The sequence below is a fragment of the Brevibacillus sp. SIMBA_040 genome (assembly GCF_046535075.1).
In the GTDB taxonomy this organism is placed as follows: Bacteria; Bacillota; Bacilli; order Brevibacillales; family Brevibacillaceae; genus Brevibacillus.
Genome location: NZ_JAWRXI010000008.1, coordinates 151,755 through 177,130 on the forward strand (window position 1 = coordinate 151,755; position 25,376 = coordinate 177,130).

A 25,376-nucleotide genomic window follows, 5' to 3' on the forward strand; every position below is an offset into this window, starting at 1 on the left:
TGAAAAGGACCCACTTTTCGTTGAGATCCTGGTTAACTTGTTCTTAATAGCACTAGATTACATAGAAATCCATGTATAAAAGCATCAGGAATAAAAACTAGCAATCTCTTGCAAACGAAGATGCAGCTATTTTCACACGGACATGCAAACAAACAAACGGCTTTGATGAATTCTCATCGAAGCCGTTTGCATAAAAGAAAGCTATTCGTCACCACTCGTTTTTCCCCGATACATATGGGAGTGTGGATGTCTTCCGTCTACGGTCGTGTATCCCTCGAAATAATGATAATGACCACCACTTGGTAATGGGATGGCAGGACCGGTTGTTCCTTTGATTCGATGAGTATGACCATCGCTCAAGTCTGTCACTGTATAATACTTATGAACGTGAGGTACTCCTGTCGGGGCTGGCTCCGTCATTCCTGCATAATAGTGCGAGTGACCATCGTCACATGAAGTACATCCTGAGAAAGCGTGAGTGTGGACAGGTCTACCATCCCAGGACGAAATATACAATGTGTGAGAGTGTTCAGAACCCAATCCACTTGATTCGATTACAAATCCTGTTACAGGTATTCGCATTGATGTTCCTCTTTTCTAAATGAATTTTCATGAGTTTAGGGAGATGGGGGGAGTAACAATGTTAAGGAAGAGTTGCCCAAGTTTCGACTTCTGGAGATTTCACATGATGATGTATGCCTATGTATTTACTCAGCTGCTTGAAATAGGCTTAAGCCTAAAACAGCAAAGTTGGGTAAGCCTATTTTGAAAAGAGGGGATAAAGGATGACTTTAAACTGTCATTTATTGGATTTGAATAAAAAAGCAGTGACGGACTAGGATCGAAACACCTAGACTGTCACTGCTTTTATTGTGCTAACTATCTTATGTGGATGGGGGGAATGACTTGAGTTTAGGCCCGGGCCGGATGAATACGGCAATCCACATCAGATAAGCAGCCCATGAACTTTTCTTTGTCCATTTGCCCGTTACAGGATTTTTTCGAAAAAAGGTCATTTTTCCCCGAATGACCCCCAAGAACAAACCCACGCCAAATCCTAGTAGTAAAATGGTAGGTGCAACGACCGAGTCAAACCATATGACCATGACATCCTGAGTAGTTGCCACCGTAAGTAGCGTTGTTTTCTGATAGACTCCTTGCAATTCGTTAATCAGGTTGTGAAAGATCATTCTTGTCCGCTAATGTTTCAGATAAAATATTCACCATATTGAGTTGCCCATTATTGAGTAGTTTACTTCCCCAGAAGTAGGCGTCTACATAGGATACACTGTAAAACAATACAGAGGGGAGTATCGACATGTATCGATATGCAAATCATTATTATCAGTGGGATCATCCTATGTATGGACAATGGCTTCGCTACAATTGGGATAATTATTGGAACCCTTATCAGATAAATTGGAATAACAGATGGGGCGAGAGTACCCACATTCCTCTACAGGATTATGGTCCAAAGCCTTTGGTGATAGATATCGATCAAGCGGCTAAGGAGAGCAACAACTATAGAACTGCATTATGGACAGGTAAATACTTCCAGGTCACCCTCATGAGCATCAAAGTTGGAGATGACATCGGCTTGGAAGTTCATCCAGAAACGGATCAATTTATACGAATTGAACAAGGTCAGGGACTTGTTCAAATGGGACCTCGCAAGGATTCTTTAGATTTTCAAGAAATGGCATATGATGGCTACGCAATTATGGTGCCTGCAGGAACATGGCATAATGTAATCAACACTGGCAACACACCGCTCAAGGTTTACGTCATTTATGCCCCTCCTCATCATCCTTTTGGAACAGTGCATGTAATAAAAGCTGAAGCGATGTCGGAACACACTTAACTGAAGGGTAAAATGAAAACACAGCAAAAAGCCACTTTGCCATAAGGTGGTTTTTTGCTCTGAGCTTGCATAGCTAGTTGTTCAATCACAAGAGAATCCTTCAGCAGCTTTCGATCAGTATATGATTCGGGTGCGAAAGATGTTTTTAAGTAGGACAACTATGGTTTATACTCGGAAAACAGAGTATTTTTCCACGACACCATACCGAAAAGAGATTCGTAGTTTAATCTGAAAAAGTGGGGCTTGATCTGATGATAAAAATAACGAAGCAAACGGCTAAACAATTTTTATTACGTCGACTCATTTATCCAGAATTACAACAAGCCAACTTCTGTGAACTTCTGCAATGCTTAGAAGCGATTCAACTTGATCCAGTTAATACGGTTGAGCGAAATCATCATCTAGTGGCGGCATTACGCTTACCATCATTCTCTCCTCTCGATTTGAACAGTACCCTAAAGAATGGTCAAGCTTTCGAGTATTTCGCACAGGCAGCGTGTATTTTGCCCATGAATGACTACCCGCTTTTTGCAGACATTCGAACACAAATGAGATTGAGAGCTCAAGAAGAATTGAATCGGTATGCTTCAACCACAGCCGATATTTTATCAAAATTAGCGAATGAGGGGCCGCTCCCATCAAATGCGTTTGCAAGTGAAAATAAAGTTCGTGCAGGATGGGATACAACGGAAGAAAAGACCAAGGAATCCTCCCACGTTCTAGCGATGCTGTTTCAAACAGGACAAATTCAAGTAGTGGGGCGAGAAGGAGCAACTCGTTTTTTTGCTCGAACAGAAGATGCAATCCCTCTTTCCTTACTACAGCAAGAACATGAACAAAGCAGCGAAGAACGCTCTCATGCTCTGTTAAAAAAGTATGCACGAGCCTACAGAATATTTAGTGCAGACGATGCTCGGTATGGTTGGCAACACAAAAGTACGGCGCCAAGGCGCAAAAAAATGCATCAGGAATTCCTAGCAAACAACACCTTTACGGAAGTGAGTATTGAGGGTGTTAAACGCTCGTATGCCATATTAACCGAGGATTTACCTGAACTCGTAAAATGCCAATCTTTGGAGATACCTGAAGGAATCCATTTTATTTCGCCGCTTGATTCACTGCTATGGTATAGAGAACGGTTGGTAGACTTGTATGATTTCCATTATCGCTGGGAGATCTATACACCAAAACAAAAAAGAATGTATGGGGCATATGTAATGCCAATTTTGGAAGATGGGAATTTGATCGGACGGATTGATCCTCTCTTTGATAGAGCGAATGGTACTTTGCATGTTCAATTACTCTTTTTTGAATCAGATGTCTTTTGGTCAAACAATCGTAAAACGCGTATCATGGAAGCATTGCATTTATTTGCAAAACAGCTTGGGGCAGATCATGTAAAGTTACCTGAAACGATATCAATCAAGCTGTAGTTGGGAAGAAAACAAACAGGTAAAGAATGACCGAAGTCAGGTTTATGCTGCCCGACTCTAAAAGCACGAAGAATGGTAAAATGTGAATACCGATGAAAATCATATGAACAGAAAGGATGGTAGCATGAGCGGAGCTAATCAGGAGTATATCGTCATCTCGGGTGCACGGGAAAACAATCTCAAGAACGTATCCTTGCGCATTCCCAAGAGGCAGATCACGATCTTTACTGGAGTATCTGGATCTGGAAAGTCCTCAATCGTCTTCGATACAATCGCCGCAGAATCTACGCGATTATTAAATGAGAACTTCAGCATGTTCGTGCGCACTTTCCTCCCACGCTATCCGCAGCCGGATGCGGACGCAATTGAGAATCTGAGCATGGCTGTTATTGTAGATCAAAAGCGGCTTGGCGGCGGTTCCCATTCCACGATGGGCACAATTACCGATATCGCTCCCATTCTTCGGCTTCTTTTCTCCCGAGTGGGCGAGCCCTACGTAGGACAAGCGCACATGTTCTCCTTTAACGATCCACACGGCATGTGTCCTGAGTGCAACGGAATCGGTCGCAAATTAGGCGTCGACATGACCAAGGCGATAGACATGTCAAAGTCGTTAAATGAAGGGGCAATTATGCTCCCGGACTATAAGGTAGAAAGCTGGGATTGGACGATGATCGTGCAGTCAGGGTCTTTTGATCCAGACAAAAAGCTGAGCGATTATTCGGCTGAGGAACTGGAAGAGCTGCTGTACGGCAAGGCGCGAAAAGTGAAGATGGATTTCGCCGGTAAAGCGACGAATATTACAGTCGAAGGCGTTATCGAGAAGTTCACAAACAAATACATCAAGCAAGATGTGAAGACGAAGTCTGAGCGAACACAAAAAGCAGTTGCCCCGTACATCAATGAGGGTCCCTGCCCCAGCTGCCACGGCGCCAGACTCAGTCAGGCCGCGCTTAGCTGCAGGATTAATGGACTGAGCATTGCCGAAATGTCCTCCATGGAGGTCGGACAGCTTATCCGCAACATTCGCGAGATTGATGATCCAGTGGCTGCGCCAGTCGTCACTTCGCTGACAGAGCGTTTACAGCATCTGGTGGATATCGGGCTTGACTATTTGACGCTGGACCGTGAGACAGATACGTTGTCGGGTGGCGAGTCGCAGCGTGTCAAGATGGTGAAGCATCTGAGTGGTAGCCTTGTGGATGTCACGTACATTTTTGATGAGCCGAGCGTTGGTTTGCACCCCCGTGATGTACATCGGTTAAATGAATTGCTTCAGAAGCTTCGCGACAAGGGTAATACCGTGATTGTCGTGGAGCATGATCCCGATGTAATCAAGGTGGCGGATCATATCGTTGATGTCGGCCCTCATGCTGGCAATCGCGGCGGTTCCATCGTGTATGAAGGCAGCTACAATGGACTCCTCGAATCAGGCACACTAACAGGTAGCCATATGAAACAGCCACTCCAGCTGAAGAATGATTGCAGGCAGTCATCCGGCAAGCTGTCAATCAAGCATGCCACGCTGCACAACCTGCAGAATGTGAGTGTAGATATCCCAACTGGAGTACTGACCGTGGTTACAGGTGTTGCTGGCTCGGGTAAAAGTACACTGATCAACGAAGTTTTCCTCAGCCAGCATTCGGATGCGATCGTCATCGACCAATCGGCGGTAGGGGTGTCAACACGCTCGAATCCAGCGACCTATACGGGGATTATGGATGATGTACGCAAGGCATTTGCTTCCGCGAACAAAGTGAACCAGGGCTTGTTCAGCTTCAACTCCAAGGGAGCTTGCGAAAACTGCCAAGGTCTGGGTGTTGTGTGTATACTGACCTGGCATTCCTCGATAGCGTCAAGCTGCCATGCGAAGTATGCGGAGGAAAACGGTTCAAGGAAGAGGTCCTCTCGTACAAGCTAAACGGCAAGTCTATTGCAGAAGTCTTGGAGATGACGGTGGAGCAGGCATTGGTTTTTTTCGAGCTCAAAGAGGTTGTGCGCAAGCTTCGGGCACTGAGCGATGTGGGGCTTAACTACATCACACTCGGACAGCCGCTCAGCACGCTTTCGGGTGGAGAATGCCAACGCATCAAGCTGGCAAGCGAGCTGCATAAGAAAGGAAGCATCTACGTGATGGACGAGCCGACAACTGGCCTGCATATGTCAGATATCGGTCATCTTCTGGGGATCATGAACCGCCTCGTGGATGCTGGCAATACGGTGATCGTCATCGAGCACAACCTTGAGGTAATCAGTCAAGCAGATTGGATTATCGATATGGGACCGGATGGGGGTAGTAAAGGCGGCCAGGTGGTGTTCGAGGGTACACCTTCGCAGATCATTCATGCCAAGCAGTCGATCACTGGAAGATACTTGTTGCCATCATCAAACTAGAACAGGGCTGCTTTCCCTCGGTGATCAGTCAAGCTCGTGGCATCATATACTCGTTTCCAGAAAAATGGGGCGGCTGATTCCGGTCGAGTACCGAGAAACAGCCGCTCTTTCACTTGTCCATTTTACCTTGGTCTTTTCAGGTTCAAGCCCGGGCAGGAATGACCGAATAGGGGAGGGTTATTGGCTTTTTTCCAAAGGTGCTATCCCAGCCAAACTCTCCCCGACAAAACAGTAACGTGGCGGACTAACAGTTGTAATGACACCGGAGAAGGGAGCAATTATCGGACTTCCTTCAAACGTACCCAAAAGATCTCCTTCCGCACACGTCTCACCAGCGGTAGCCTCAGGGATAAATAACCCGGGATGAGGTGCAGTCAATGTGGTGATCTCGTCGTAAAAAACAACGGAGGAACCGGGGGGAGCGGCATTCACTAAGCCAAGATGGCGTAGGCTGCGGATGATAGCTCGGCAGCATTCCTCAGCAGCAGGGATATCGATGATGCCACCCGGTTGACCCGCGGGCAATTCGATTATCAACGCTTTTTGACCAGCCTGGCACGATTCAACGAACAACTGTCCTCTGACTCCGCTTGATTGGATGACGATCGGGAGAGATAGCGACTCTGCAAGCTCCCGTATTTCCGGATATTCCTTGTAGAGTGCGAGTGTATAGGTGGTACCACCAGCACCGATGCAATGCAGATCAATCAAATATTCGGCATCGCGCGTCTCGTGCCAGAGTGCATGGGCCAATTGCATGGTGGGGCTGCCCTCAGCTTGGCCAGGGAAAATGCGATTCATATCAATCCCATCAAAAGGGGAGACGCGCGTTCTATTTCGGAAAGAAGCGGGATTGCATATCGGGATAACTTTCACGCGGCCGTTGATCGTCTGTTGATCAAGCTCCTTCATAAGCAGCATAGCAGCGTGAACAGCCGTCTGCTCATCGCCATGGATAGCAGCTGTTACAGTAATGCTAGGTCCATTTCCGTTACCAAATTCATATACTGAAAAGCTAGTGACGCTTGTTTGCTCAAATATGACCTCACGCATGAGGGAAAACCTCCATTTCTTTACTGGTATTTGCATGTAATGAAACGTTTATATAGTCCACTCCTGGCCTGGTCAACTTAATTCCGGCCCTGCCTCTGGTCGTAACGACATATCCCCGTTGTTCAAGGGCTTTCAAGCGGCTGCGTATTTGCTGCTCCGATAAATCCTTGTGCCATTCTTGGGTTTTCTCCGCAATTTTTTTTCGGCCAATCGATTCCCCCTTCTGGTTAAACGAATGAATCAATTTCAAAATAAACAGGAATTCCTCATGATCCACAGGTAGCTCTTCTACCGGTGGGAGGGGGACGGCTGTTGTTTCTGATACTAGGCTCGCAGTCATCAGTGGCTCCCTCTGACTCTTCCGCTGGAAAAAGCCTTCATTCGGGATATCATTCATGGTGATAAACGTCCCTTCGCAAACGGCAAGCATATAATCAATCGTGTTTTTCAGCTCCCGCACATTCCCGTACCAATGATATTGCATTAATCGTGCCATCACCTCGGGGAGGAGCTGGATGTGGCTCCTACCGCTTTGGGAGAGGAAGTGCTTTACAAGGTGCGGGATGTCCTCTTTCCGGTTGCGAAGCTCAGGCAAATGAATAAACAGGATTTTAAGTCGGTGGTAGAGGTCCTCCCGAAATGTTCCACATTCGATCATGGACAATAGATTTCGGTTGGTGGCAGCGATGACGCGTACATCGATCGGGATAATCTTATTTCCCCCGACCCGCATGATCTCTTTTTCCTGTAAAACGCGAAGCAGTCTGGCTTGCAGCTTTAAAGAGATGTCCCCGATTTCGTCCAGAAAGATCGTTCCGCCGTTCGCTTGTTCAAACAGACCGATTTTTCCTCCTTTTTTGGCGCCAGTGAAGGCACCTTCCTCATAGCCGAACAATTCGCTTTCAACCAGTTCATCGGAAAGTGCGCTGAAATTGACTGCGAGAAACGGACCCTCCCGACGCAGTGATTCATTATGAATAGCGCTCGCATACAGCTCTTTTCCCGTTCCGCTTTCTCCTTCAATCAGCACGGTCAAATTTGTTTTCGCGATTTTGCCAGCGATCTGCTTGCACTTTTCGATGGCAGGGCTATCCCCACGTATATCAGAAAACGTGTATTTGGCGATGTAGCCTTTTTTCACCAGCTCGCGTCGAAACGTTTTTTCCATTTCAATCGTTTCGTGCGCATTTTTAAATGTGGCAACAATTGCGCCCTCATTTTCTAAATAAAAGCGGTGGACAATCACATCGGAATGCAGGACGGAAAACCAACCGGATTCCTCCGCAGAGTTGTTAAATACAAATGAAACGAGTTCGGAGTTGTGAAACACCTCTCGCAGATGTCTACCGAGTGCTTTTGCAGGAAACATGCCTAGCATGTTCTGTAGGTTTTCATTGAACACGGTAATGACACCCTTGCTGTTGACTGCCAAAATTCCGTCGTTTACCCCGTCCAATACTTGCTTGAGATGCTTGTTCAACCGATCTGACTCTTTACTCGTTTTGGACAACTTTTTGCTGAGGTCAATGATTTTCCGTATGTATTTCTCGGATACGATGTCACCCTTCTGTGCAAGCAGACCGATATGCTGAAGGATGGTCATGATTGTCGTGATATCTATTAGTCGCGGGCCAATATTCACGGTTTCCTTAATAAAAGAGGGGACCAGGCTTACTTCCCCGGGGGTAATGGCAATCTCCACTTCGGGAATGTTTTTTTTGCCTGGGTAGAAAGGGATATAGTTGATATGGTTAATCCCTAGCTGGAGCAAGGTTTCGATAGATTCATAGACCGTTTCTGGAGCATCATTTACATACAAGGCGTTTGTCTGTTCTGGTAGAAACAACAGCTTGTCAATGTGCTCAAAATTGACCGTCCGCTTGGCGACTACAACCGTACAGCCGCTTCCGATAAAAGGAGCCGTTTCTTCCTCAATAGCAGAGGTGGAGAGAATGATGAGCTGGTTGTGAAAGACTTGCGGAATTCCTTCATCATAGGAGTAGGAGTGAATGCGTACGAAATCGCCAATCACGTCTTGGAGCTGGCGGACAAGCATTTTTCGGGTTTCCATCGTACCGGTCAATAAAATGATCTCTTTGGCGTGCATCGTAAACCCCCTGAATCTTTCGCATGAAATGGTGGTTAATGGTGATAAATGGTTATAATTTTCCACGTTATTTTTAACCATTATAGGAGGGGAAAGAGTGATTTGTACACAAAATATAGAAAATTTAAAATACAACCGAACCATTTCTTCACTATTTTCCAGTTTGGCATACTCTTTGCTTAAGATAGGAACCATGACAGGTTGAATGAACTTGTCTATGTATTGCACATAAAGGAGGGGGATGTTTTTTGAAAAAGAACAGAAGGTTACTTAGCGGCCTGAGCTGTATGCTCGTTGTCGGGATGCTCGCCGCTTGTTCTGCGCCTGCAGAACAGGCAAAGCCCAATACGAACACAGGAGGCACGAGTAACACCGCGACACCAGCAACCAGTACAGCAACAGGGACTACACAGACAGAGAAAAAGGCAGTGGATAAAACGATCACGTTAGCAGTCGAGGCAGAGCCTGTCTCACTCGATCCGCAAAACGTAACCGATGGAAACTCCATCACTGTACAGAGATCCATGTATGAAGGCTTGCTCACCTTTACGGACAAAATGCAGCCTGTGCCCGTTCTGGCGACAGAATACCAGTTGAACGAGAATGCAACGGAAATCACCTTCACCTTGCGCGAAGGAATCACCTTCCATGATGGCTCCCCGTTTAACGCGGAAGTGGTGAAGGCCAACCTCGATTTCGTACTGGATGAAAAAAATGGCATGGCAAGAAGAAGCTTTTTCTCATTTATCAAGGAAGTCGTGGTCAAAGACCCGACACACGTGACAATCATCGCCAATGCTCCAAATTCGACGATGATTTCGTATCTGGCCCATCCCGCCGCGTCAATGAAATCATTGGAGGTTCTAAAAAAGAAAAAAGCTGATCCCACCTTTAACCTTGACCGCAATCCGGTAGGCACAGGTCCTTATCAATTTGTAGAGTGGAAAGAGAATCAGCACGTGAAGGTTACACCGTTTGCTAACTATTGGAACAAGGAACAGGCTGCCAAAGCGGAAAGCATCGTGTATAAGCCGGTCGTGGAAGCTAGCACGCGGATTAATATGCTGAAAGCCGGAGAAACGGACATCATCACCAAGCTGCCGACCTTGAACGCCAAGGAGATTGCCGAAGACAAAAACTTCAACGTATACAAGGCACCTTCACTAAACGTCTACTATGTCGGAATGAACCTCAAGCTGAAAAAATATCAGGACAAGAAAGTAAGGCAGGCCATGAACTATGCCGTGAACAAGGATGAATTGATTGGTGGCGTTCTGGACGGCTATGGGACTGTGGCTGATTCCGCAATCGCACCGAACACCTACGGCTATTCGCAGCAAAAGGTATATGAGTATAACCCGGACCAAGCCAAGAAAATGCTTGAAGAAGCAGGGCTGAAGGATGGCTTTGAGGCAACACTGTGGACCAGAAATTCAAGCGAGTTCATCGCGATTGCCGAAAATGTCGCGATGCAGCTTGGCAAGGTAGGTATTAAGGCGAAGGTCCAAGCGTACGAGAGCGGCACTTTGTTTGATATGCTTGACCACGAAAAAGGAACCGATCTCTGGATTGGCCGCTGGTCTCCAGGAACAGGGGAAGTAGATTATGGCATTCGTCCGAATTTTCATACGAAAAGTTTTGCCCCTGACAACAATAACTCTGGCTTCTACAGCAATACACAGGTAGATAAGCTACTTGACGAAGCGATCATGACAGCGAACAAGGATGAGGCGATGAAAAAGTACGCTGAGGTGCAAAAAATCATTTACGACGACGCGCCTTGGGTATTCCTGCATGTACCTGACCTCATCGTTGCAAAAACAACTTCTGTTAACGGTGTGATGGTGCTGCCTAGTGATACTGTGATCGTTAACACCGCCGAAAAGCAATAAGACCCAATACGTTGCGGGCAAGTTTTGCAGGCTAGCTCGATTGCCCGCAACGGTTGTCTAAAGAGGTGAGCTTCTTGTTGTCATTTATTTTGAGGCGGACGGCTGGCATGGTGCCTATGTTGATCGTTGTTTCCATTATTGCGTTTTTATTTGTCCACCTGACGCCCGGAGACCCAATCCGCGTGCTGTACGGCAATGAAATCGATGCGGAAACGTACCAGAAGCTCAAGGAAAAAGAAGGCTTCAACGATCCGCTTTACCTGCAATATACGCGTTATGTCAGCAAGATCGTCACCCAAGGAGATTTCGGCATTTCCTATCGCACGAAGTCGAATGTGTCCGATGAGATCCTGCGTCGCTTTTCCTATACACTTTTTCTGACCCTCGCCAGCATGGTCTGGGCGGTGGTGATTGGGCTTATCGTGGGAATCCTATCGGCCGTCAAGCGAAACTCGCTGCTAGATCGGCTCGGCATGGTGTCAGCCATCACCGCCCTGAGCATTCCGGAATTCTGGTTTGGCCTTATGCTCATGCAAATTTTCGCGGTGCAGCTTGGCTGGTTTCCGACGAGTGGGAGTGGAACGATTTCTCATCTGATCTTGCCTTCCCTGACACTGGGTCTAGGCGTAGCAGCCATCATCGCACGGTTTACGCGCTCCAGCATTTTGGAGGTACTTCGAGAGGATTATGTTCGTACGGCAAGGGCGAAGGGGCAAAATCAATGGGTCATCGTGTTGACACATGTGTTGCGTAGTGCCTTGATTCCGGTCGTGACTATGACCGGCTTGCAGTTTGGCTTCTTGCTCGGTGGTGCCGTCGTTGTGGAGCAGGTTTTTGCTTGGCCAGGTCTGGGCTCTTATTTGATCGACTCTATCCTGACGCGTGATTATCCCGTGATCCAGGCGTTGATCCTGCTCTTTTCCGTGCAGTTTTTGGTGGTGAACCTACTAGTCGACATCAGTTACGGACTTTTAAATCCGCAAATTCGCTACGAATAACGAGGAGAAGGAGACCGATATGCAAACAATGAAAAACCAATCTCCCTCGCCTTTTCAGACGTTTCTGAAAAAGTTTCGCAAGCAGCGCGTTGCGCTCTGGTCCCTGTTTGTCGTCGTTGGCATCGTTTTCGTGGGGGTGTTTGCTCCGCTGCTCGTCCCATATGACCCACATCGGCCCGTAACAGATCAATACAAGGAAAAAGGAATGGATGCGAGCCAGCTGACGAGTGAGCAGGTGTCGGTAACAGTCTGGATGAGCGATGGTAGCAAAGCCAATGACAGTGCTGGAAGCGAGTTCACCCTGACAAGCGAGGATGGGCAGATCGCCGCAGCTCGGAAAACGGACAGCGGGGCGTTCGTATATGCGAGTGGTGAAGGAACGACCTCCATCCTGATATCAAACGGAGAGATTGTCAGTCGCCTGAAAGTGGTGGTGTCCGGCCAGGATAACGGACTTCCCTCTCTGTCCCAATTGGTGGCTACCGCCCCTAAGCAGTCCTTGCAAAAAGGGGAGAGCGTAAAAGCGGGCGTTAGTGCCATCTTGACGGACGGCACGGAACTGGCAGAAATGACGGATATCCTGTCGTTTGCCAAGCAAGATGAGGCGATGGAGGCATCTGCACCAAGAGCGAACGATGGCTTTGCCAGTTCGACAGATGGCTTTAGCAATTCGGCTGAAGCAGCTGCAGATAGTAGGTCTCTTTCATTCCAATCGCTAATGCCCGCTGTAGTGGAAGTGAGTCAGGATGGCACGATTACCGCAGTCGGAGATGGGGAAGGGACGATCAAGGTTTCAGTTGATGAGATTTCTACCCTGATTCCGGTGGCTGTGAATCTGCCGATTAGTAAGGCCATTCCGGTGCGTATGGAGCCAGGCAGTCTGGTCATGAATCTGGTGAATGCGTATAAACACCAGCCGCCGTCCTCCCTGCACTGGTTTGGCACTGATCACCAAAATCGAGACATATTCTCCCGGGTTCTTTGGGGAACGAGAGAAACACTCCTGATTGGTTTCGTATCCGTCTCGATCGGCGCAGTTATCGGGACGATTCTCGGGCTGATCGCCGGTTACTGGGGTCGGTGGATCGATGGATTGATTACACGATGTACAGATGTACTGCTTGCATTCCCAGGCATCTTGCTTGCAATCGCGGTAATCGCCCTGCTTGGACCCGGGATCACGAATATCATCTTCGCTGTGTCTGTCTTTACGATTCCGATCTTCATTCGGATCGTACGGGGTAGTACGCTGGCACTGAAAGAGATGACTTATGTAGAGGCAGCACGGTCCATCGGGGTCCGTGACTCTGTCATCATCAGGCGACATATCTTTCCAGGTACGATCTCTGTAGTAATGGTGTATTTGACGATGCGGATTGGAACCGCCATTCTTATCGGAGCTTCACTGAGCTTTCTTGGGCTGGGTGGCGATATTACAGCTCCCGAATGGGGGGCCATGCTGAGTGCGGCAAAGGATAACAGCCGTAATCTGTTCCACCCGACCTTTTTTCCGGGCATCGCGATTGTAATTACTGTTCTTTGCTTCAACCTGATGGGCGATGGGCTGCGTGATGCGCTTGACCCGAAATTAAAGGACTAGGAGGCGGGGCACATGCAAAACATCATGCTGGAAGTAACTGATTTAACAGTCAATTTTCGCAATGATGATACAGAATATACGGTTGTGAACAGCATTTCTTTTCAAGTGAAAAAGGGGGAGACCTTGGGGCTAGTCGGGGAATCCGGATGCGGCAAAAGCGTTACCTCCTTATCCATCATGAGGCTGGTGCCGACACCTCCGGGGCGTATCGCGTCGGGAGAAATCCGCTACAAGGGCACCAACCTCCTCGCACTGAAGGAAAAAGAGATGAATGCGGTCCGAGGCAATGAGATTTCGATGATTTTTCAGGAGCCGATGACGTCGCTGACTCCTGTATTCACGATAGGACGACAGCTGGACGAGGTGATTCTGCTCCACACGGACTTGTCCAAAAAGGCAGCAAAAGCGAAATCGATCGAGATGTTAAAGCTGGTCGGCATACCACGTGCGGAGGAGATATATTCCAGTTACCCGCATGAGCTGTCTGGCGGTATGCGTCAACGGGTGATGATTGCGATCGGGCTCGCCTGCGAGCCGCAGCTGTTGATCGCGGATGAACCCACGACGGCACTCGATGTAACGATCCAGGCGCAAATTTTGGATCTCATGCGGGAGCTGAAGGAAAAAACAGATACCTCCATCCTGTTCATCACGCACGACCTAGGAGTCGTCGCGGAAATGTGCGATCGGGTGATGGTCATGTATGCAGGAGAAATTGTGGAGGAGGCAGATGTGGATACGTTGTTCCACAATCCAAAGCATCCCTATACCTGCGGACTGCTTGAGTCGATCCCTAGCTTGCATGAGAAAAAACACCGCTTGTTTTCCATCGGTGGACAGGTGCCGGCCGCTGGTTCTATCCAGATGGGGTGCCGTTTCCGTGACAGGTGTAGTAAAGCCTTCGAGCGCTGCGAAAAAGAGGACCCGGAATTGATCCCGCTCTCCAGCGGTCATTTCTGCCGATGCTGGCTGTATGTGGAGCAAGGGGGACGATCATGAGCGATACCCTATTAGACGTACAACAGCTACAGGTACATTTTCCGATCAAAAAGGGCATATTTCAACGGACACAAGGGTATGTCAAAGCCGTAGATGACGTTTCGTTTACGATCGGCAAAGGAGAGACTTTCGGTTTGGTTGGCGAGTCGGGCTGCGGAAAGTCCACGACCGGTCGGACCGTCATGAATCTGATCAAGCCGAGCGGTGGACAGGTGCTTTTTGCAGGGGAAAACCTGTCAGCCCTGTCCCCGAAGGAGATGCTCTCGAGACGAAAGGACCTGCAAATGGTGTTTCAAGACCCGTATGCATCCCTAAACCCACGTCTGACTGTTGAACAAATTTTAGAGGAGCCGCTTACGGCGCATCATGTGGGGGAAGCGGCTGAGCGAAAGCGGACTATCGAGCGGATGATGGAGGTTTGTGGACTAAATCCTGCCTATCTGAAACGGTACGCACACGAGTTTTCTGGGGGACAGCGGCAGCGTATTTGTATCGCACGGGCTTTGATTCTGAAGCCGAAGTTGATTGTGGCTGACGAACCGGTCTCCGCTCTTGATGTCTCCATCCAATCGCAAATCCTTAATCTTCTCCAGGATTTACAGGAAGAATTTCAGCTCACGTATCTATTTATTTCGCATGATCTGGCGGTGGTGAAGCATCTGTGCAGCCGATTGGGTGTGATGTATTTGGGTCGAATGGCGGAGATTGGCGCGGCGGACAGCATATACGCAAATCCACTCCACCCGTATACGAAGTCTCTCCTGTCGGCCATCCCTGCTGCAGACCCCCGGCAGAAACAAGAGAGGATCTTGCTGCGCGGCGAAGTGCCGTCGCCAGCTAATCCCCCTAAGGGTTGTGCATTTGTAACTAGATGCCCGAGTGCCAAAGACATCTGCAAGCATGAAAGGCCTCGTGTCAGCAGGGTGGAAGACGATCATTTGGTCGCCTGTCATCTCTTTACGTAAGAGAGGAGTCACATATGGAAGAAACAATGGTAGTAGTCAAACGCGGAAATCAAGTCGAAAGCAAACACGCTGGGAGCATCGCCGTCGTGGATAGGGATGGCAATCTCCTATATGGTCTAGGGGACATCACAAAGATGACCTTTTCCCGCTCTGCATTGAAACCGGTACAGGCCATTCCCGTTCTGCAGTCAGGTGCCGCGGAGCGTTTTCTGATGACGGATAAGGAAATCGCCATTTGCTGCGGTTCTCATAATGGAGAAGAGCAACACACGCAGGTCGTCGAATCCATGCTGTTTCGCATCGGGCTACAAGAAGAAAACCTACAGTGCGGGCCCCATCCGCCATACAATCAGGCGCATTATCTGGAGATGGTGCGAAGGCAGGAGGAGCCTAGCGCGATTCATAACAACTGCTCGGGCAAGCATGCCGGCATGTTGGCGTTAGCGATGCACCTGGAAAGTGATATCGCTACCTATCACCATTTGGAGCACCCCGTTCAGCGCAAAGTGGCGGAAAGCCTGGCGGAGCTGGCTGAGATCCCGGAAGATCAGATGTTGACAGGCATCGACGGCTGCGGCGTGCCCAATTTTTCCATTCCGCTTCACAAGTTGGCGCTCGTCTTCGCCAAATTAGCCAATCCCGATAACATTGAGCCTCTATCGCTCAGGCAAGCAATCAAGCGAATTACCCACGCCATGGTCCAGTATCCAGAAATGATCAGCGGGACGAATGATTTCTGCACGGAGCTGATGAAGGTAGGAAATGGAAAAATCATCGCAAAGGGCGGTGCAGAAGGTGTGTATTGCTTGGGGCTTCCACATAGGGGGATCGGTATCGCAATCAAGGTAGAAGACGGTAATTGGAGGGCAGCTACACCGGCTGCTGTTGAGGTGCTGAAACAGCTAGGGGAGCTTACCTCGCAAGAAGAGATGGCTCTTAAAGCTTTTCACACGCCTGTAATCGAAAATCGCAAGGGTGAGGTGGTCGGTAGCGTAGAGCCCATTTTCCAATTGAAAGCAGCAAACACCATTCACTAAGGGGGATATCATGATGTCACTTGTGAAACGTAACGTCTCGAAGCTGCTCTCCATTTTCCTGACTTCCATTTTAATGGTAGCAGGAGGAGTGCAGGGAGCATTTGCGGAAGAAAGTACAGCTGCAGCCAAAGGATCACTCATTATTATTGGCGGAAACCTGGAAACCAACAACGCAGACATCTACAACAAAATGATTGAGCTTTCAGGGGGAAAGGAAAAGGCTGTTATCGGGATTTTTCCCACAGCCAGCGGTTCCATGACCTCGTCGAACGAGATGAAAAAAGATTTGGAAGCGTACGGCATTCCGGCGGATCATGTCCGCATCATCGACATTACTGAAAAGAACTACACCGAAAAGGTGAACAACGCAGATGTCGTGAAAGCCATTTCCGAAAGCACGGGGCTCTTTTTCGTTGGCGGTGACCAGTCGCGCATCACCAAAGCGTTTTATAATCCGGACGGTTCCCATACAAAGGCGCTCACTGCAGTGTGGGATTTGTACAAGGCAGGAGGTATGGTAAGCGGCTCATCCGCAGGAGCAGCGATTATGTCCAATCCGATGATCCAGAACACTACCTCGTTGGAAACATTCGAAAAGGGTGTGACCTACGATGGAGACAAACCCGGATTGTGGGTGACGAAAGGTCTTGGCTTTTTTGAAGGCGGAATCGTTGACCAGCACTTCAGCAAGCGCGGCCGGATCGGTCGTCTCGTCGTGGCCCTAGTCCATGAAAAAATGAACTTCGGCTTTGGTATTGATGAAAATTCTGCGATGGTTGTGAAAGGCAGCGAGATCCAGGTCATCGGCGCAAGCGGCATGTTCTTGATCGACGTGTCAAAAACAACTCTGAGCAAAAAAGGTGCCTATGAAAACGTTGATGTTTCCTATATCGAAAAAGGGGACAAATACAATTTTGCCACCAAACAGTTCACCATGGATGAATCCAAAACACTGATTCCAAAAGGGAAAGAATATTACGAAGGAAATTCGCTGAACACGAACATTTTTGGCTCGGACGCTGCGAAAACGGCCCTGCTGGATGATTTGATCGATAATACGGAAAAGCAATCACGCGGTCTGGCGTTCAGTCTCGACTCGAGTAAGAAGGGAAAAGGCGTATCCGTCGTCTTCACCAAAACAGCCGAGACAATCGGGTACTATGATGCAACCGAGTATGCTTCCTCTGCGCTTCATGTGCGAATGGATATCATTCCGATCGAGGTTCAGGTAAAAGAGTCGAAATAATGAATGGCTTCACTTTTTTGCCATCCGCTTGGATGAGGCAATGACATGCAAGCAAATCCAAAAAGTAGTGAGACCAATTTTTTAAGAGGACCTATCAAAAGCTTTGAAAACGTAAAAAGCTTCGAAAAGTGATCTAACGGACTGACCCCTGTCATACGGACCGGGGTCAGTCCCCTATTCATTTGCGAAGTTTTTATATTTCCCAATTAGTTATGTCGATAGCTACCTCGTTTTTATGACACAAAAATTCATTACAGTATTCCAAAAAAACCCTTTACAAGATTACGGTATAGGAATAATATATTTTCATGGAACAAAAAATCAGAAAATGAATTCAATTCAGACAGGAGGAACAAGTTTCTGGAAAGCATCTATGAGAAGATTCGCGAGCTGCGCACACAGCAGAACATGACCTTAAAAGAACTTAGCGCCAAGTCGGGCTTGTCGATTAGCTTCTTGTCGCAGGTGGAGAGAGGCAATAGTTCACTCGCTATCACATCTCTGCAAAAAATCGCCGAGGTGCTGAATGTGCCCATTACCGCTTTTTTCGAAGAACAGCAAAATTCACAGTACTTTGTGCCTGAGTCTGAGCGAAAGCAATTTCAGATTGAGGGATCGAGCGCAATCTATGTGCGCTTGGGTGGTGATTTTACGGGTAGGGCGCTGGAGCCGTTTCATGTAACGCTGCCGCCTGGACAAAAGCAGGATGTGGTGTTTAACCATCCAGGGGAGGAGTTTTACTACGTCATCGATGGTCAAGTCATTTTCACTGTGGAAGGCCAGGAGTATCACCTATCCAAAGGAGACACGATCCACTTTCCATCGACTCTCGATCATACGTGGTTTAATCCAACGGAAGAAGCTGCACAGGTAATCAGCGTGTTGACGCCAGTCATCTTTAAAATAAACAACTAGAGGAGTGTAAAAACAGACACATTCTTTTTTTTGCGGAAAATTTTCCGAAATTTCTGTTTATTTATGTTGTCCAAAAATAGCTATAGGGAGGAATTATGCAATGATCGTAATCAACGCTAAAGAAGTGAAACCGGATGACCGACCAGGGGATACTTTGCTAAAAACGTTGTTTCCGAAAGACATCATCGAGGGAGGAAAGGTCATGTTTGGCACTGTGGTCATTCCGCCTAAAGCACGCGTCCCTATGCATGGTCAAGGGTCACACGAACAGGATGAGTATTCTTATATCATTCGCGGGACCATTCAGACTGGCAGTGGGGGAAAAGAGTACATGGTTTCAGCAGGGGAAGCGACGTTGATCCCAGCCGGAGAAGAGCACTGGGCGTACAATGCCGGAGACGAGGACTGTGAGATCGTCTGGGTGCTCGTGGAACGTTGATATACGTGCCCTTTCAATCAGGGTCCATATCAAAATAAATAGACAAATAGGTATAAGCAAGGGGGATATTGTGATGAGGAAAGCGCCAAAGGTTTTAAAACTTGTCAGTACGCTTACGCTAATGGCCAGCCTGGCATTGGCTGGATGCAGCAGCCAACCGTCAGCAACTAGCAAGCCAGCAGACAACAATCAATCACCGCAAGCGACACAGGAGGCACCGAAAGACAATACCAATACACAGGCATTTTTGCGGTCTAACCTGAAAACAGAGCCAGTCTCTCTTGATCCACCAAAAGCGTATGATCCGGTAGCGTTTGAGGTGCTTTACAACGTGCTGGAGGGTCTTGTGCGATTGGATGAAAACCATATGACTCAACCGGCGATCGCGGAGAAATGGGAGATTTCCGAAGGCGGCAAGAAATATACGTTCAAGCTGCGGGACAGCAAATGGTCCAATGGCGACCCAGTAACCGCCCATGACTTCGAATTGGCTTGGAAACGCATGGTTGATCCGAAAAACGCCTTTCCGGCAGCGTTCCTCGCGTATGTAATCGAGGGCGCCGAAAAGTTCAACAAAGGCGAAGGCACCGCTGATGATGTGAAGGTAAAAGCTATTGATGACAAAACGCTGGAAGTGACACTGAAAGCGCCGACAGGCTACTTTCTGAACCTGGTTGCAACCCCGGTATTCTACCCAGTAAACAAAAAGACCGTGGAAGCCAATCCGAACTGGTCTGCCGATGCATCCACCATCATCTCCAATGGACCATTTACGCTTACGGAGTGGACTCATGACCAATCGATTAAAGCGGTAAAAAACGAAAATTACTGGGATAAGGATAAAGTCAAGCTGGCGGGCATCAACTGGGTCATGATTAATGACGAAAATACGCAGTTCCAAATGTTCCAGACTGGCGAGCTCGATAACATCGAAACTGTGCCAAAAGATTCAAAAGAAAAGCTGCTGGCATCTGGTGAAGCCAAAATTGCCCCAGAAGCAGCAACTAGCTTCTATCGTTTGAACACAGCCATGCCGCCATTCACCAACAAAAACGTTCGCAAGGCGTTTGCGCTTTCGGTAAACCGTCAGCTGCTCATCGACAAGGTGACACAAGGCAAGCAGGTGCCAGCAATGGGCATCGTGCCGGTTGGTTTCCCTGAGCCGGATGGCAAAGACTTCCGTCAGGTAGGTGGGGAGCTCTTCAAGGACAATGATTTGGAACAGGCAAAAGCACTTCTGGCACAAGGCATGCAAGAAGAGGGATGGACCACGCTGCCGGAAGTGACACTCACGTATGATACGAACGCTTTGAACAAGACAGTCGCACAAGTATTGCAAGAAATGTTCAAGAAAAATCTAGGCGTCGAAGTGAAGCTGGATAGCCGTGAGTGGAAGGTATTCCTCGATGAGCAGCGCGCGAGCAAACATCAGATGTCACTCTCCACATTCTATGCGGACTATGCAGACCCACTCAATTTCATCGAGATTTTTCAGACCGGTCACCCTGGCAATCGGATTAACTACAGCAACAAGGCATTCGATGAATTGATTCAAAAAGCGAGCGTAGAGCCGGATGAGAAAACGCGTTTTTCCCTCATGCACGATGCAGAGAAGATGTTCTTTGACGATATGCCTGTGTTGCCGCTTTACTACAGTACAAAGGCATACATGGAGCAGCCGAACGTAAAAGGCATCTTGCGTCATCCTGCAGCACTGATGGATTACAAAACAGTGGAGATCACGCCTAAGTAAGCGAAATCATGGCTAATCATCAAGGGATAGGAAAGCACAACAATAGGGAAAGGTGTGTTGAGTGTCCATGAATGAGCGCCTGGAAAAACTGTATGCTTATATGGAACAAAGCGGTGTGGATGCCATGCTGATCACTCTGCCAAAGCATATTTATTACCTGACTGGCTTTCTCAATGAGCCGAACAAGCGGTTTATGGGACTGGTTTTGCCAAAGGGCGAGCAACCGTTTCTGATTGTACCATTGCTCGATCTGGAGAAAGCGCAGCTAGCCTCAAGTGTGACGACTATTTTTGCGCATAGCGATTCGTCCGATCCATATGCATTGCTAAAAGAGAAGCTGCCCGCTCCGATCGCAAAGCTCGCCGTAGAGGAGGAGCATTTGCACGTGGCTCGCTACCGAGCTGTGATGGAAGCGACTGGCGCTAACGTATCCGTTGATGCCGGAGAGCCTTTGCGCGAGATGAGAATGGTGAAAGGCCCGGAAGAGATCGTGATTATGAAGAAGGCCATCCGCCTCATCGAAGAAGTGCTGCAAGCGACCATCCCCTATGTGAAGCCAGGTATAACGGAAACTGAGATTGTTGCGGAAATGGAATACCAGATGAAAAAGCGCGGCGGCGATGCTCCAGCATTCTCAACAATCGTCTTGTCTGGAGAAAAAGCGTCCCAGCCTCATGGAGTTCCGGGCAGTCGCAAAATCCAGGAGGGAGAATTGCTGTTGTTTGATACTGGAGTGGTCGTGGATGGATACTTGTCCGACATTTCACGAACGTTTGGTGTTGGTGAAGTGGATGAAAAGCTGACCGAAATGTACGAAACGGTCTTGCAGGCTAATATCGCGGCGATTGCAGCGGTTCGGCCAGGGGTCACCTTTGCCAGTATCGATCAGACGGCCCGTGATATTTTACAGCAAAAAGGATACGGCGAGTATTTCCTCAATCGTGTCGGGCATGGGCTGGGTCTGGAAATTCACGAATACCCGTCCATTCACGGGAACAACCAGGACCTCGTTAGAGAAGGTATGGTGTTCACGATTGAGCCAGGGATCTATATTCCACAGTTTGCAGGAGTTCGCATCGAGGATAATGTGTGGGTAACGAAGGATGGTGCCGAGGTGCTGACGTCCTATCCGAAAGAACTGAAAATAATCGGTGTTTAGATAGAAGCAGATGTCAACCCGAAACCGTTCTGCGGCATGTGTCAAATTGTTCAGTCTCGCAACCTCGACAAAGTAAGATAATCGGTTTTGACGTTGTAGAAGTGTCCCCCTCATTGGATAACTCTTCAGTGGCTGTCTTTGCCGCTCGGAAAATACTGACAGAATGCTGGGGGCATTATTTGCGCAAAAACAAGCCCGAGGGTGGGAAGTGAGATCCCAGATCACGATTCTTTCTGAGTGCTCCTGCATTCAACAGAGTCGTGATTTTTTTGTTCGCGTTTCTGCTTTCGCCTTAGTTTGACGAATACAAGTCATGTGACATCGGTTTTCACAATTCCACGTAAGCTCTTTAAATCCACTACTCGGATGGCACTACGTTCAGACAATTCAATCAAGCCTTGCTGTCGCCATTTCTGCAAAATCTTATTCACGGTAATGCGGGACGTATCAATATAGCGTGCAAAAGACGTCTGATCGATGGGAATAGTATTATCTTCATGAACAGCTATAAGTTTGAGTAAAAAATTAGCCATCTGCTGTTCAATTGGGCTGTCAGTGAACGCGATGATTTCAGCCAGGAGACGTAGCTTATAGATCTGTGAATTGGTGAAGATCACTGCCGCTTGGGGGTGGTCTTGACATATGCGGGATAAGACCTCGTCGGAGAAAAAGTAGATGACGGAAGTAGCAGTAGTTATGGCAGATGTCAGGTATGAGCCCTTGTAGGAGCCGTGTTCCCCGAACAAACCTCCGGATGGAATGTAATCGATAGACCGCTCATGGCCGTTCTCAGATAAGAGAGTGATCTTTACGCTCCCTTTGTCTAAATAGTAAAAACCGGTTCCCACATCACCTTGACGGTAGATTGTTTTGTTTTTGCCCATTTCGATCTTCTTGCCGTATATAAGGTACGGGGCCCACTGAGAGCGGAGATATGCCATTGTGACCACCTTTCACATTTATTAGACGTCACGACGGTTCTAATTTAGAAGTGAATAGGAGTGACTCTTATCAATTCGACACTCTTACACGGTGTAAGTAGTACATGCCGTGAGATGTGGAGGTTTTAGCATATCTGGGCGTTTGACAACAAAGGCTCGGTTTCTGATTTCAATGATGCCACGTTCCTTCCATGCCTTCAGGATCTTGTAGACGGTGATACGGGTGAGACCAGCACAATCAGCAAGCTCCTGTTGAGTGAGGGGTACTTCGTGGTTTTTAAAGTCTTCGCAAATGTTAAGCAGGAGACGGGCGATTTGTTCTTCTGAAGTCAATGCTTTCATGTTGATGGCAGTCAGAAGAATCCGCATTTTTTGATTGATTGTTTGAGTTAAAAGTGGCAAGAGCTCAGGTCGTACCTTCAGCGTTTCGAGGAATTGCGTACAGGAGAAATGATAGATGACTGCATTTTTTACAGCAATAGCCGTTGTGAAATGGGGTTGCTGATCCATAGTCTGAAGCCCCATGATTTGACCAGGGACTACGATGTTTACTAGACGATCTTTCCCCTTAAAGGTTGAAGTTACAATCTTGACAAGTCCCTTATGAAGATAATAAAAGCCTTCTCCCAGCGTTTCTTGCTTATAGATTGCCGTTTTTCTTTTCACAAATTGACGGGTGCCGTATTTTAAGAGGGTTTCCCATTTCAAATCGGTTTCAAATGGGGATACCATCATCAATACTCCCTTCCTCACGATTTTTTGCCTTATAATCTTAATTTTCTGAACTCGTTATCATGATTATATAAAAATAAAAAGCGCTTTAACAATATTCAACATGGAAAATGACGTGTATCCAAAAGAAAAACAGAAATCATGTTAATTAGTTTACAGATACCAAGTTTCCTCTGTTTGAACTCGCGGTCTCTGCGGTTTCTTTCTTAGGGATCCGAGTAACCTTCTCAACAGTTCTTATCTTTTTCAGCTTTGATGTTAAGTGGACTACAATTTACGGAAAAATCAGATATTATAATGCGATCTAAGGATGAAAATGACGCTATCAAACTAAAAAACAACAGGGAGGAATTGTGATGGGAATCCGTACAGGTGCCCAGTACATGCAGGGCTTGAGATCACGACAGCCTGAGATTTGGCTGCAAGGCAGGAAGGTGACAGATGTATGTGAAGAAGCGGTTTTTCGACAGCCAATTCATGAAATAGCCAAACTGTATGACATGCAGCATGACGAGAAGTACCAGGAGAGGATTACCCATGTTTGTCCGGAGACCGGTGAACGTGTGAACAACGCTTTTCTCGTTGCAAAGACCCCGAAGGAATTGCAGGCGAAACGAGCATTGTACGAAGCTTATGCGGAAGCCACTTTTGGCTTGATGGGAAGAACGCCGGATTTTCTCAATGTTGTTTTGACGTCTCTCTACAGCAATGCGTCTTTCTTGGAAAGGTACAATCCGCAGTGGGCGGAAAACGTGAGAAATTATTACAAGTATGTTCGCGACCAAGACTTGTTTTTAACACATGCGATTATCAATCCACAAAATGACCGCAGCAAATCCTCCCATGAACAAAAGGATGTGTATACCCATTTAGGAGCTGTAAAGGAGACTCCGGAAGGGCTAATTGTCAGAGGGGCGAAAATGCTTGCAACGCTGGCGCCGATCACGGATGAAGTCATCATTTATTCGTTCCCGGGCTTCAAACCAGGAGATGAACGTTACGCCCTGGCATTTGCCATTCCGATTCACACGCCGGGCCTGCGCATCATTTGTAGAGAGCCCATGCAGGATGGTATTCGTTCCGTTTATGACCATCCTTTGGCATCGCGATTCGAGGAAATGGATGCTGTTCTTGTCTTTCATGATGTACTCGTACCTTGGGAGCGCTTGTTCCTCTACAACAACGTAGAAGCGGCCAACCTGCTATATCCAAAGACAGGCATCGGACAGCAGCCGGCGCATCAGACAGGGGTAAAGGGACTGCTGAAGCTCCAATTTGCCACGGAAGTCGCAATGCGGCTCGCAGACTCCATCGGGGTAGACGTGTATCCGAATGTCCAGAATAATCTCGGGGAGCTCGCTCAATCGTTGGAATCGGTCAGAGCGCTCTTGAAGACAGCAGAACTAGAATATGAGACATTGCCGTCGGGCGAGCTTATGCCGGGTTACGTACAGCTTGAAACCATTCGTGGATTGCTTCCGAAGCTGTACCCGCGTGCGATCGAAGTCATACAAATTATTGGAGCAGGCGGATTGCTCATGTCCCCGACTGACAGTGATATGGAGCACCCAGAGTTGGTGGGGGATGTGGAAACGTTTTATGCGGGACGGGAGGGTATCTCCGGTACAGATCGGGTTCGCCTATTCAAGCTGGCATGGGATCTGTGCGGGGAAGCTTTCGGGCAGCGTTTGCTACAATATGAACGATACTATACCGGGGATCCGGTACGGAAATTAGCGATTTTTTACAATAATTATAAGAAGTATCACGCATGCACGATGGTGGATGACGCGCTCAGAGTATTTGGTGCCAAATCGTCATCTGAGGTTTGTTAAACAAGTCCAGACAGATA

At 47.8% G+C, this 25,376-nt stretch carries 21 protein-coding genes and 1 pseudogene; 16 read left to right on the forward strand and 6 right to left on the reverse strand.

Annotation, left to right across the window (positions count from 1 at the left end):
* Window positions 1-201: 201 nt before the first annotated feature.
* Both SB752_RS15225 and SB752_RS15230 read right to left on the reverse strand, forming a co-directional pair.
* Window positions 202-582 carry a YmaF family protein gene (locus SB752_RS15225; protein WP_410716475.1) on the reverse strand — a complete coding sequence of 127 codons (381 nt, stop codon included), beginning with the start codon at window positions 580-582 and terminating at the stop codon, window positions 202-204.
* Window positions 583-884: 302 nt separating this feature from the next.
* Entirely contained in the window at window positions 885-1,190 is a 306-nt protein-coding gene (locus SB752_RS15230) for a hypothetical protein (protein ID WP_410716476.1), read from the reverse strand.
* 128 nt (window positions 1,191-1,318) lie between these two features.
* On the opposite strand from SB752_RS15230, the gene SB752_RS15235 reads away from it, so the two are divergent.
* The 3 genes and pseudogenes from SB752_RS15235 (at window position 1,319) to SB752_RS15245 (ending at window position 5,688) form a co-directional block, all read left to right on the forward strand.
* On the forward strand, window positions 1,319-1,861 hold the full coding sequence (locus SB752_RS15235; RefSeq protein WP_410716477.1) for a cupin domain-containing protein: 543 nt from the start codon (window positions 1,319-1,321) through the stop codon (window positions 1,859-1,861).
* Between the two features lie 251 nt (window positions 1,862-2,112).
* Complete coding sequence (locus SB752_RS15240) at window positions 2,113-3,294, forward strand: DNA glycosylase AlkZ-like family protein (protein ID WP_410716478.1); 1,182 nt, start codon at window positions 2,113-2,115, stop codon at window positions 3,292-3,294.
* A gap of 124 nt (window positions 3,295-3,418) precedes the next feature.
* Window positions 3,419-5,688 (forward strand): annotated as a pseudogene (locus tag SB752_RS15245) (ATP-binding cassette domain-containing protein).
* Between the two features lie 177 nt (window positions 5,689-5,865).
* Here SB752_RS15245 and SB752_RS15250 read toward each other — a convergent pair.
* The gene (locus tag SB752_RS15250) at window positions 5,866-6,741 is read right to left on the reverse strand and encodes a succinylglutamate desuccinylase/aspartoacylase family protein (protein WP_410716479.1); all 876 of its coding nucleotides are present in this window, start codon (window positions 6,739-6,741) and stop codon (window positions 5,866-5,868) included.
* Window positions 6,734-8,848: a sigma 54-interacting transcriptional regulator gene (locus SB752_RS15255; protein WP_410716480.1), complete on the reverse strand. Its 2,115-nt coding sequence runs from the start codon at window positions 8,846-8,848 to the stop codon at window positions 6,734-6,736. Before SB752_RS15255 ends, SB752_RS15250 begins: the two co-directional genes overlap by 8 nt.
* A 248-nt stretch (window positions 8,849-9,096) precedes the next feature.
* On the opposite strand from SB752_RS15255, the gene SB752_RS15260 reads away from it, so the two are divergent.
* From SB752_RS15260 to SB752_RS15315, 12 genes are all read left to right on the forward strand, one after another.
* Window positions 9,097-10,740 (forward strand): glutathione ABC transporter substrate-binding protein, encoded by a 1,644-nt coding sequence (locus SB752_RS15260; RefSeq protein ID WP_410716481.1) that lies wholly within the window; start codon window positions 9,097-9,099, stop codon window positions 10,738-10,740.
* 74 nt (window positions 10,741-10,814) lie between these two features.
* Entirely contained in the window at window positions 10,815-11,738 is a 924-nt protein-coding gene (gene nikB, locus SB752_RS15265) for a nickel ABC transporter permease (RefSeq protein ID WP_410716482.1), read from the forward strand.
* Window positions 11,739-11,757: 19 nt separating this feature from the next.
* Window positions 11,758-13,338, forward strand: coding sequence for an ABC transporter permease (locus SB752_RS15270; protein ID WP_410716483.1), 1,581 nt, complete (start codon window positions 11,758-11,760; stop codon window positions 13,336-13,338).
* Between the two features lie 12 nt (window positions 13,339-13,350).
* Window positions 13,351-14,337 (forward strand): ABC transporter ATP-binding protein, encoded by a 987-nt coding sequence (locus SB752_RS15275; RefSeq protein ID WP_410716484.1) that lies wholly within the window; start codon window positions 13,351-13,353, stop codon window positions 14,335-14,337.
* Window positions 14,334-15,302: an ABC transporter ATP-binding protein gene (locus SB752_RS15280; RefSeq protein ID WP_410716485.1), complete on the forward strand. Its 969-nt coding sequence runs from the start codon at window positions 14,334-14,336 to the stop codon at window positions 15,300-15,302. The genes SB752_RS15275 and SB752_RS15280 overlap by 4 nt, the downstream gene beginning before the upstream one ends.
* 14 nt (window positions 15,303-15,316) lie before the next feature.
* Window positions 15,317-16,339 (forward strand): asparaginase, encoded by a 1,023-nt coding sequence (locus tag SB752_RS15285; RefSeq protein WP_410716486.1) that lies wholly within the window; start codon window positions 15,317-15,319, stop codon window positions 16,337-16,339.
* 10 nt (window positions 16,340-16,349) lie between these two features.
* Window positions 16,350-17,585, forward strand: a complete 1,236-nt coding sequence (locus SB752_RS15290; protein ID WP_410716487.1) for a cyanophycinase — start codon at window positions 16,350-16,352, stop codon at window positions 17,583-17,585.
* Window positions 17,586-17,945: 360 nt separating this feature from the next.
* Complete coding sequence (locus tag SB752_RS15295) at window positions 17,946-18,500, forward strand: helix-turn-helix domain-containing protein (RefSeq protein WP_410716603.1); 555 nt, start codon at window positions 17,946-17,948, stop codon at window positions 18,498-18,500.
* 100 nt (window positions 18,501-18,600) lie between these two features.
* Window positions 18,601-18,939: a cupin domain-containing protein gene (locus SB752_RS15300; protein ID WP_410716488.1), complete on the forward strand. Its 339-nt coding sequence runs from the start codon at window positions 18,601-18,603 to the stop codon at window positions 18,937-18,939.
* Window positions 18,940-19,012: 73 nt separating this feature from the next.
* On the forward strand, window positions 19,013-20,692 hold the full coding sequence (locus SB752_RS15305) for a peptide ABC transporter substrate-binding protein (protein WP_410716489.1): 1,680 nt from the start codon (window positions 19,013-19,015) through the stop codon (window positions 20,690-20,692).
* A 67-nt stretch (window positions 20,693-20,759) separates the two neighbouring features.
* Complete coding sequence (locus tag SB752_RS15310; protein ID WP_410716490.1) at window positions 20,760-21,851, forward strand: M24 family metallopeptidase; 1,092 nt, start codon at window positions 20,760-20,762, stop codon at window positions 21,849-21,851.
* Between the two features lie 38 nt (window positions 21,852-21,889).
* On the forward strand, window positions 21,890-22,063 hold the full coding sequence (locus SB752_RS15315; RefSeq protein ID WP_410716491.1) for an arginase family protein: 174 nt from the start codon (window positions 21,890-21,892) through the stop codon (window positions 22,061-22,063).
* Window positions 22,064-22,162: 99 nt separating this feature from the next.
* Here SB752_RS15315 and SB752_RS15320 read toward each other — a convergent pair whose 3' ends face one another.
* Together SB752_RS15320 and SB752_RS15325 are read right to left on the reverse strand one after the other, a co-directional pair.
* Window positions 22,163-22,792, reverse strand: coding sequence for a Crp/Fnr family transcriptional regulator (locus SB752_RS15320; RefSeq protein ID WP_410716492.1), 630 nt, complete (start codon window positions 22,790-22,792; stop codon window positions 22,163-22,165).
* An 84-nt stretch (window positions 22,793-22,876) separates the two neighbouring features.
* A complete protein-coding gene (locus SB752_RS15325) occupies window positions 22,877-23,524 on the reverse strand; it encodes a Crp/Fnr family transcriptional regulator (protein WP_410716604.1) in 648 nt (215 codons plus the stop codon).
* Between the two features lie 356 nt (window positions 23,525-23,880).
* On the opposite strand from SB752_RS15325, the gene SB752_RS15330 reads away from it, so the two are divergent.
* Window positions 23,881-25,359: a 4-hydroxyphenylacetate 3-hydroxylase family protein gene (locus SB752_RS15330; protein ID WP_410716493.1), complete on the forward strand. Its 1,479-nt coding sequence runs from the start codon at window positions 23,881-23,883 to the stop codon at window positions 25,357-25,359.
* The last annotated feature ends 17 nt before the right edge of the window (window positions 25,360-25,376 follow it).

What these genes read in the sequence shown, in the direction of transcription:
- SB752_RS15270 (WP_410716483.1), top strand. Translation starts at nt 11,758, where the DNA reads ATGCAAACAATGAAAAACCAATCTCCCTCGCCTTTTCAGACGTTTCTG.
- SB752_RS15225 (WP_410716475.1), bottom strand. Translation starts at nt 582, where the DNA reads ATGCGAATACCTGTAACAGGATTTGTAATCGAATCAAGTGGATTGGGT.
- SB752_RS15230 (WP_410716476.1), bottom strand. Translation starts at nt 1,190, where the DNA reads ATGATCTTTCACAACCTGATTAACGAATTGCAAGGAGTCTATCAGAAA.
- SB752_RS15240 (WP_410716478.1), top strand. Translation starts at nt 2,113, where the DNA reads ATGATAAAAATAACGAAGCAAACGGCTAAACAATTTTTATTACGTCGA.
- SB752_RS15285 (WP_410716486.1), top strand. Translation starts at nt 15,317, where the DNA reads ATGGAAGAAACAATGGTAGTAGTCAAACGCGGAAATCAAGTCGAAAGC.
- SB752_RS15310 (WP_410716490.1), top strand. Translation starts at nt 20,760, where the DNA reads ATGAATGAGCGCCTGGAAAAACTGTATGCTTATATGGAACAAAGCGGT.
- SB752_RS15275 (WP_410716484.1), top strand. Translation starts at nt 13,351, where the DNA reads ATGCAAAACATCATGCTGGAAGTAACTGATTTAACAGTCAATTTTCGC.
- SB752_RS15250 (WP_410716479.1), bottom strand. Translation starts at nt 6,741, where the DNA reads ATGCGTGAGGTCATATTTGAGCAAACAAGCGTCACTAGCTTTTCAGTA.
- SB752_RS15255 (WP_410716480.1), bottom strand. Translation starts at nt 8,848, where the DNA reads ATGCACGCCAAAGAGATCATTTTATTGACCGGTACGATGGAAACCCGA.
- SB752_RS15320 (WP_410716492.1), bottom strand. Translation starts at nt 22,792, where the DNA reads ATGGCATATCTCCGCTCTCAGTGGGCCCCGTACCTTATATACGGCAAG.
- SB752_RS15300 (WP_410716488.1), top strand. Translation starts at nt 18,601, where the DNA reads ATGATCGTAATCAACGCTAAAGAAGTGAAACCGGATGACCGACCAGGG.
- SB752_RS15280 (WP_410716485.1), top strand. Translation starts at nt 14,334, where the DNA reads ATGAGCGATACCCTATTAGACGTACAACAGCTACAGGTACATTTTCCG.
- SB752_RS15290 (WP_410716487.1), top strand. Translation starts at nt 16,350, where the DNA reads ATGATGTCACTTGTGAAACGTAACGTCTCGAAGCTGCTCTCCATTTTC.
- SB752_RS15235 (WP_410716477.1), top strand. Translation starts at nt 1,319, where the DNA reads ATGTATCGATATGCAAATCATTATTATCAGTGGGATCATCCTATGTAT.
- SB752_RS15330 (WP_410716493.1), top strand. Translation starts at nt 23,881, where the DNA reads ATGGGAATCCGTACAGGTGCCCAGTACATGCAGGGCTTGAGATCACGA.
- SB752_RS15325 (WP_410716604.1), bottom strand. Translation starts at nt 23,524, where the DNA reads ATGGTATCCCCATTTGAAACCGATTTGAAATGGGAAACCCTCTTAAAA.
- SB752_RS15305 (WP_410716489.1), top strand. Translation starts at nt 19,013, where the DNA reads ATGAGGAAAGCGCCAAAGGTTTTAAAACTTGTCAGTACGCTTACGCTA.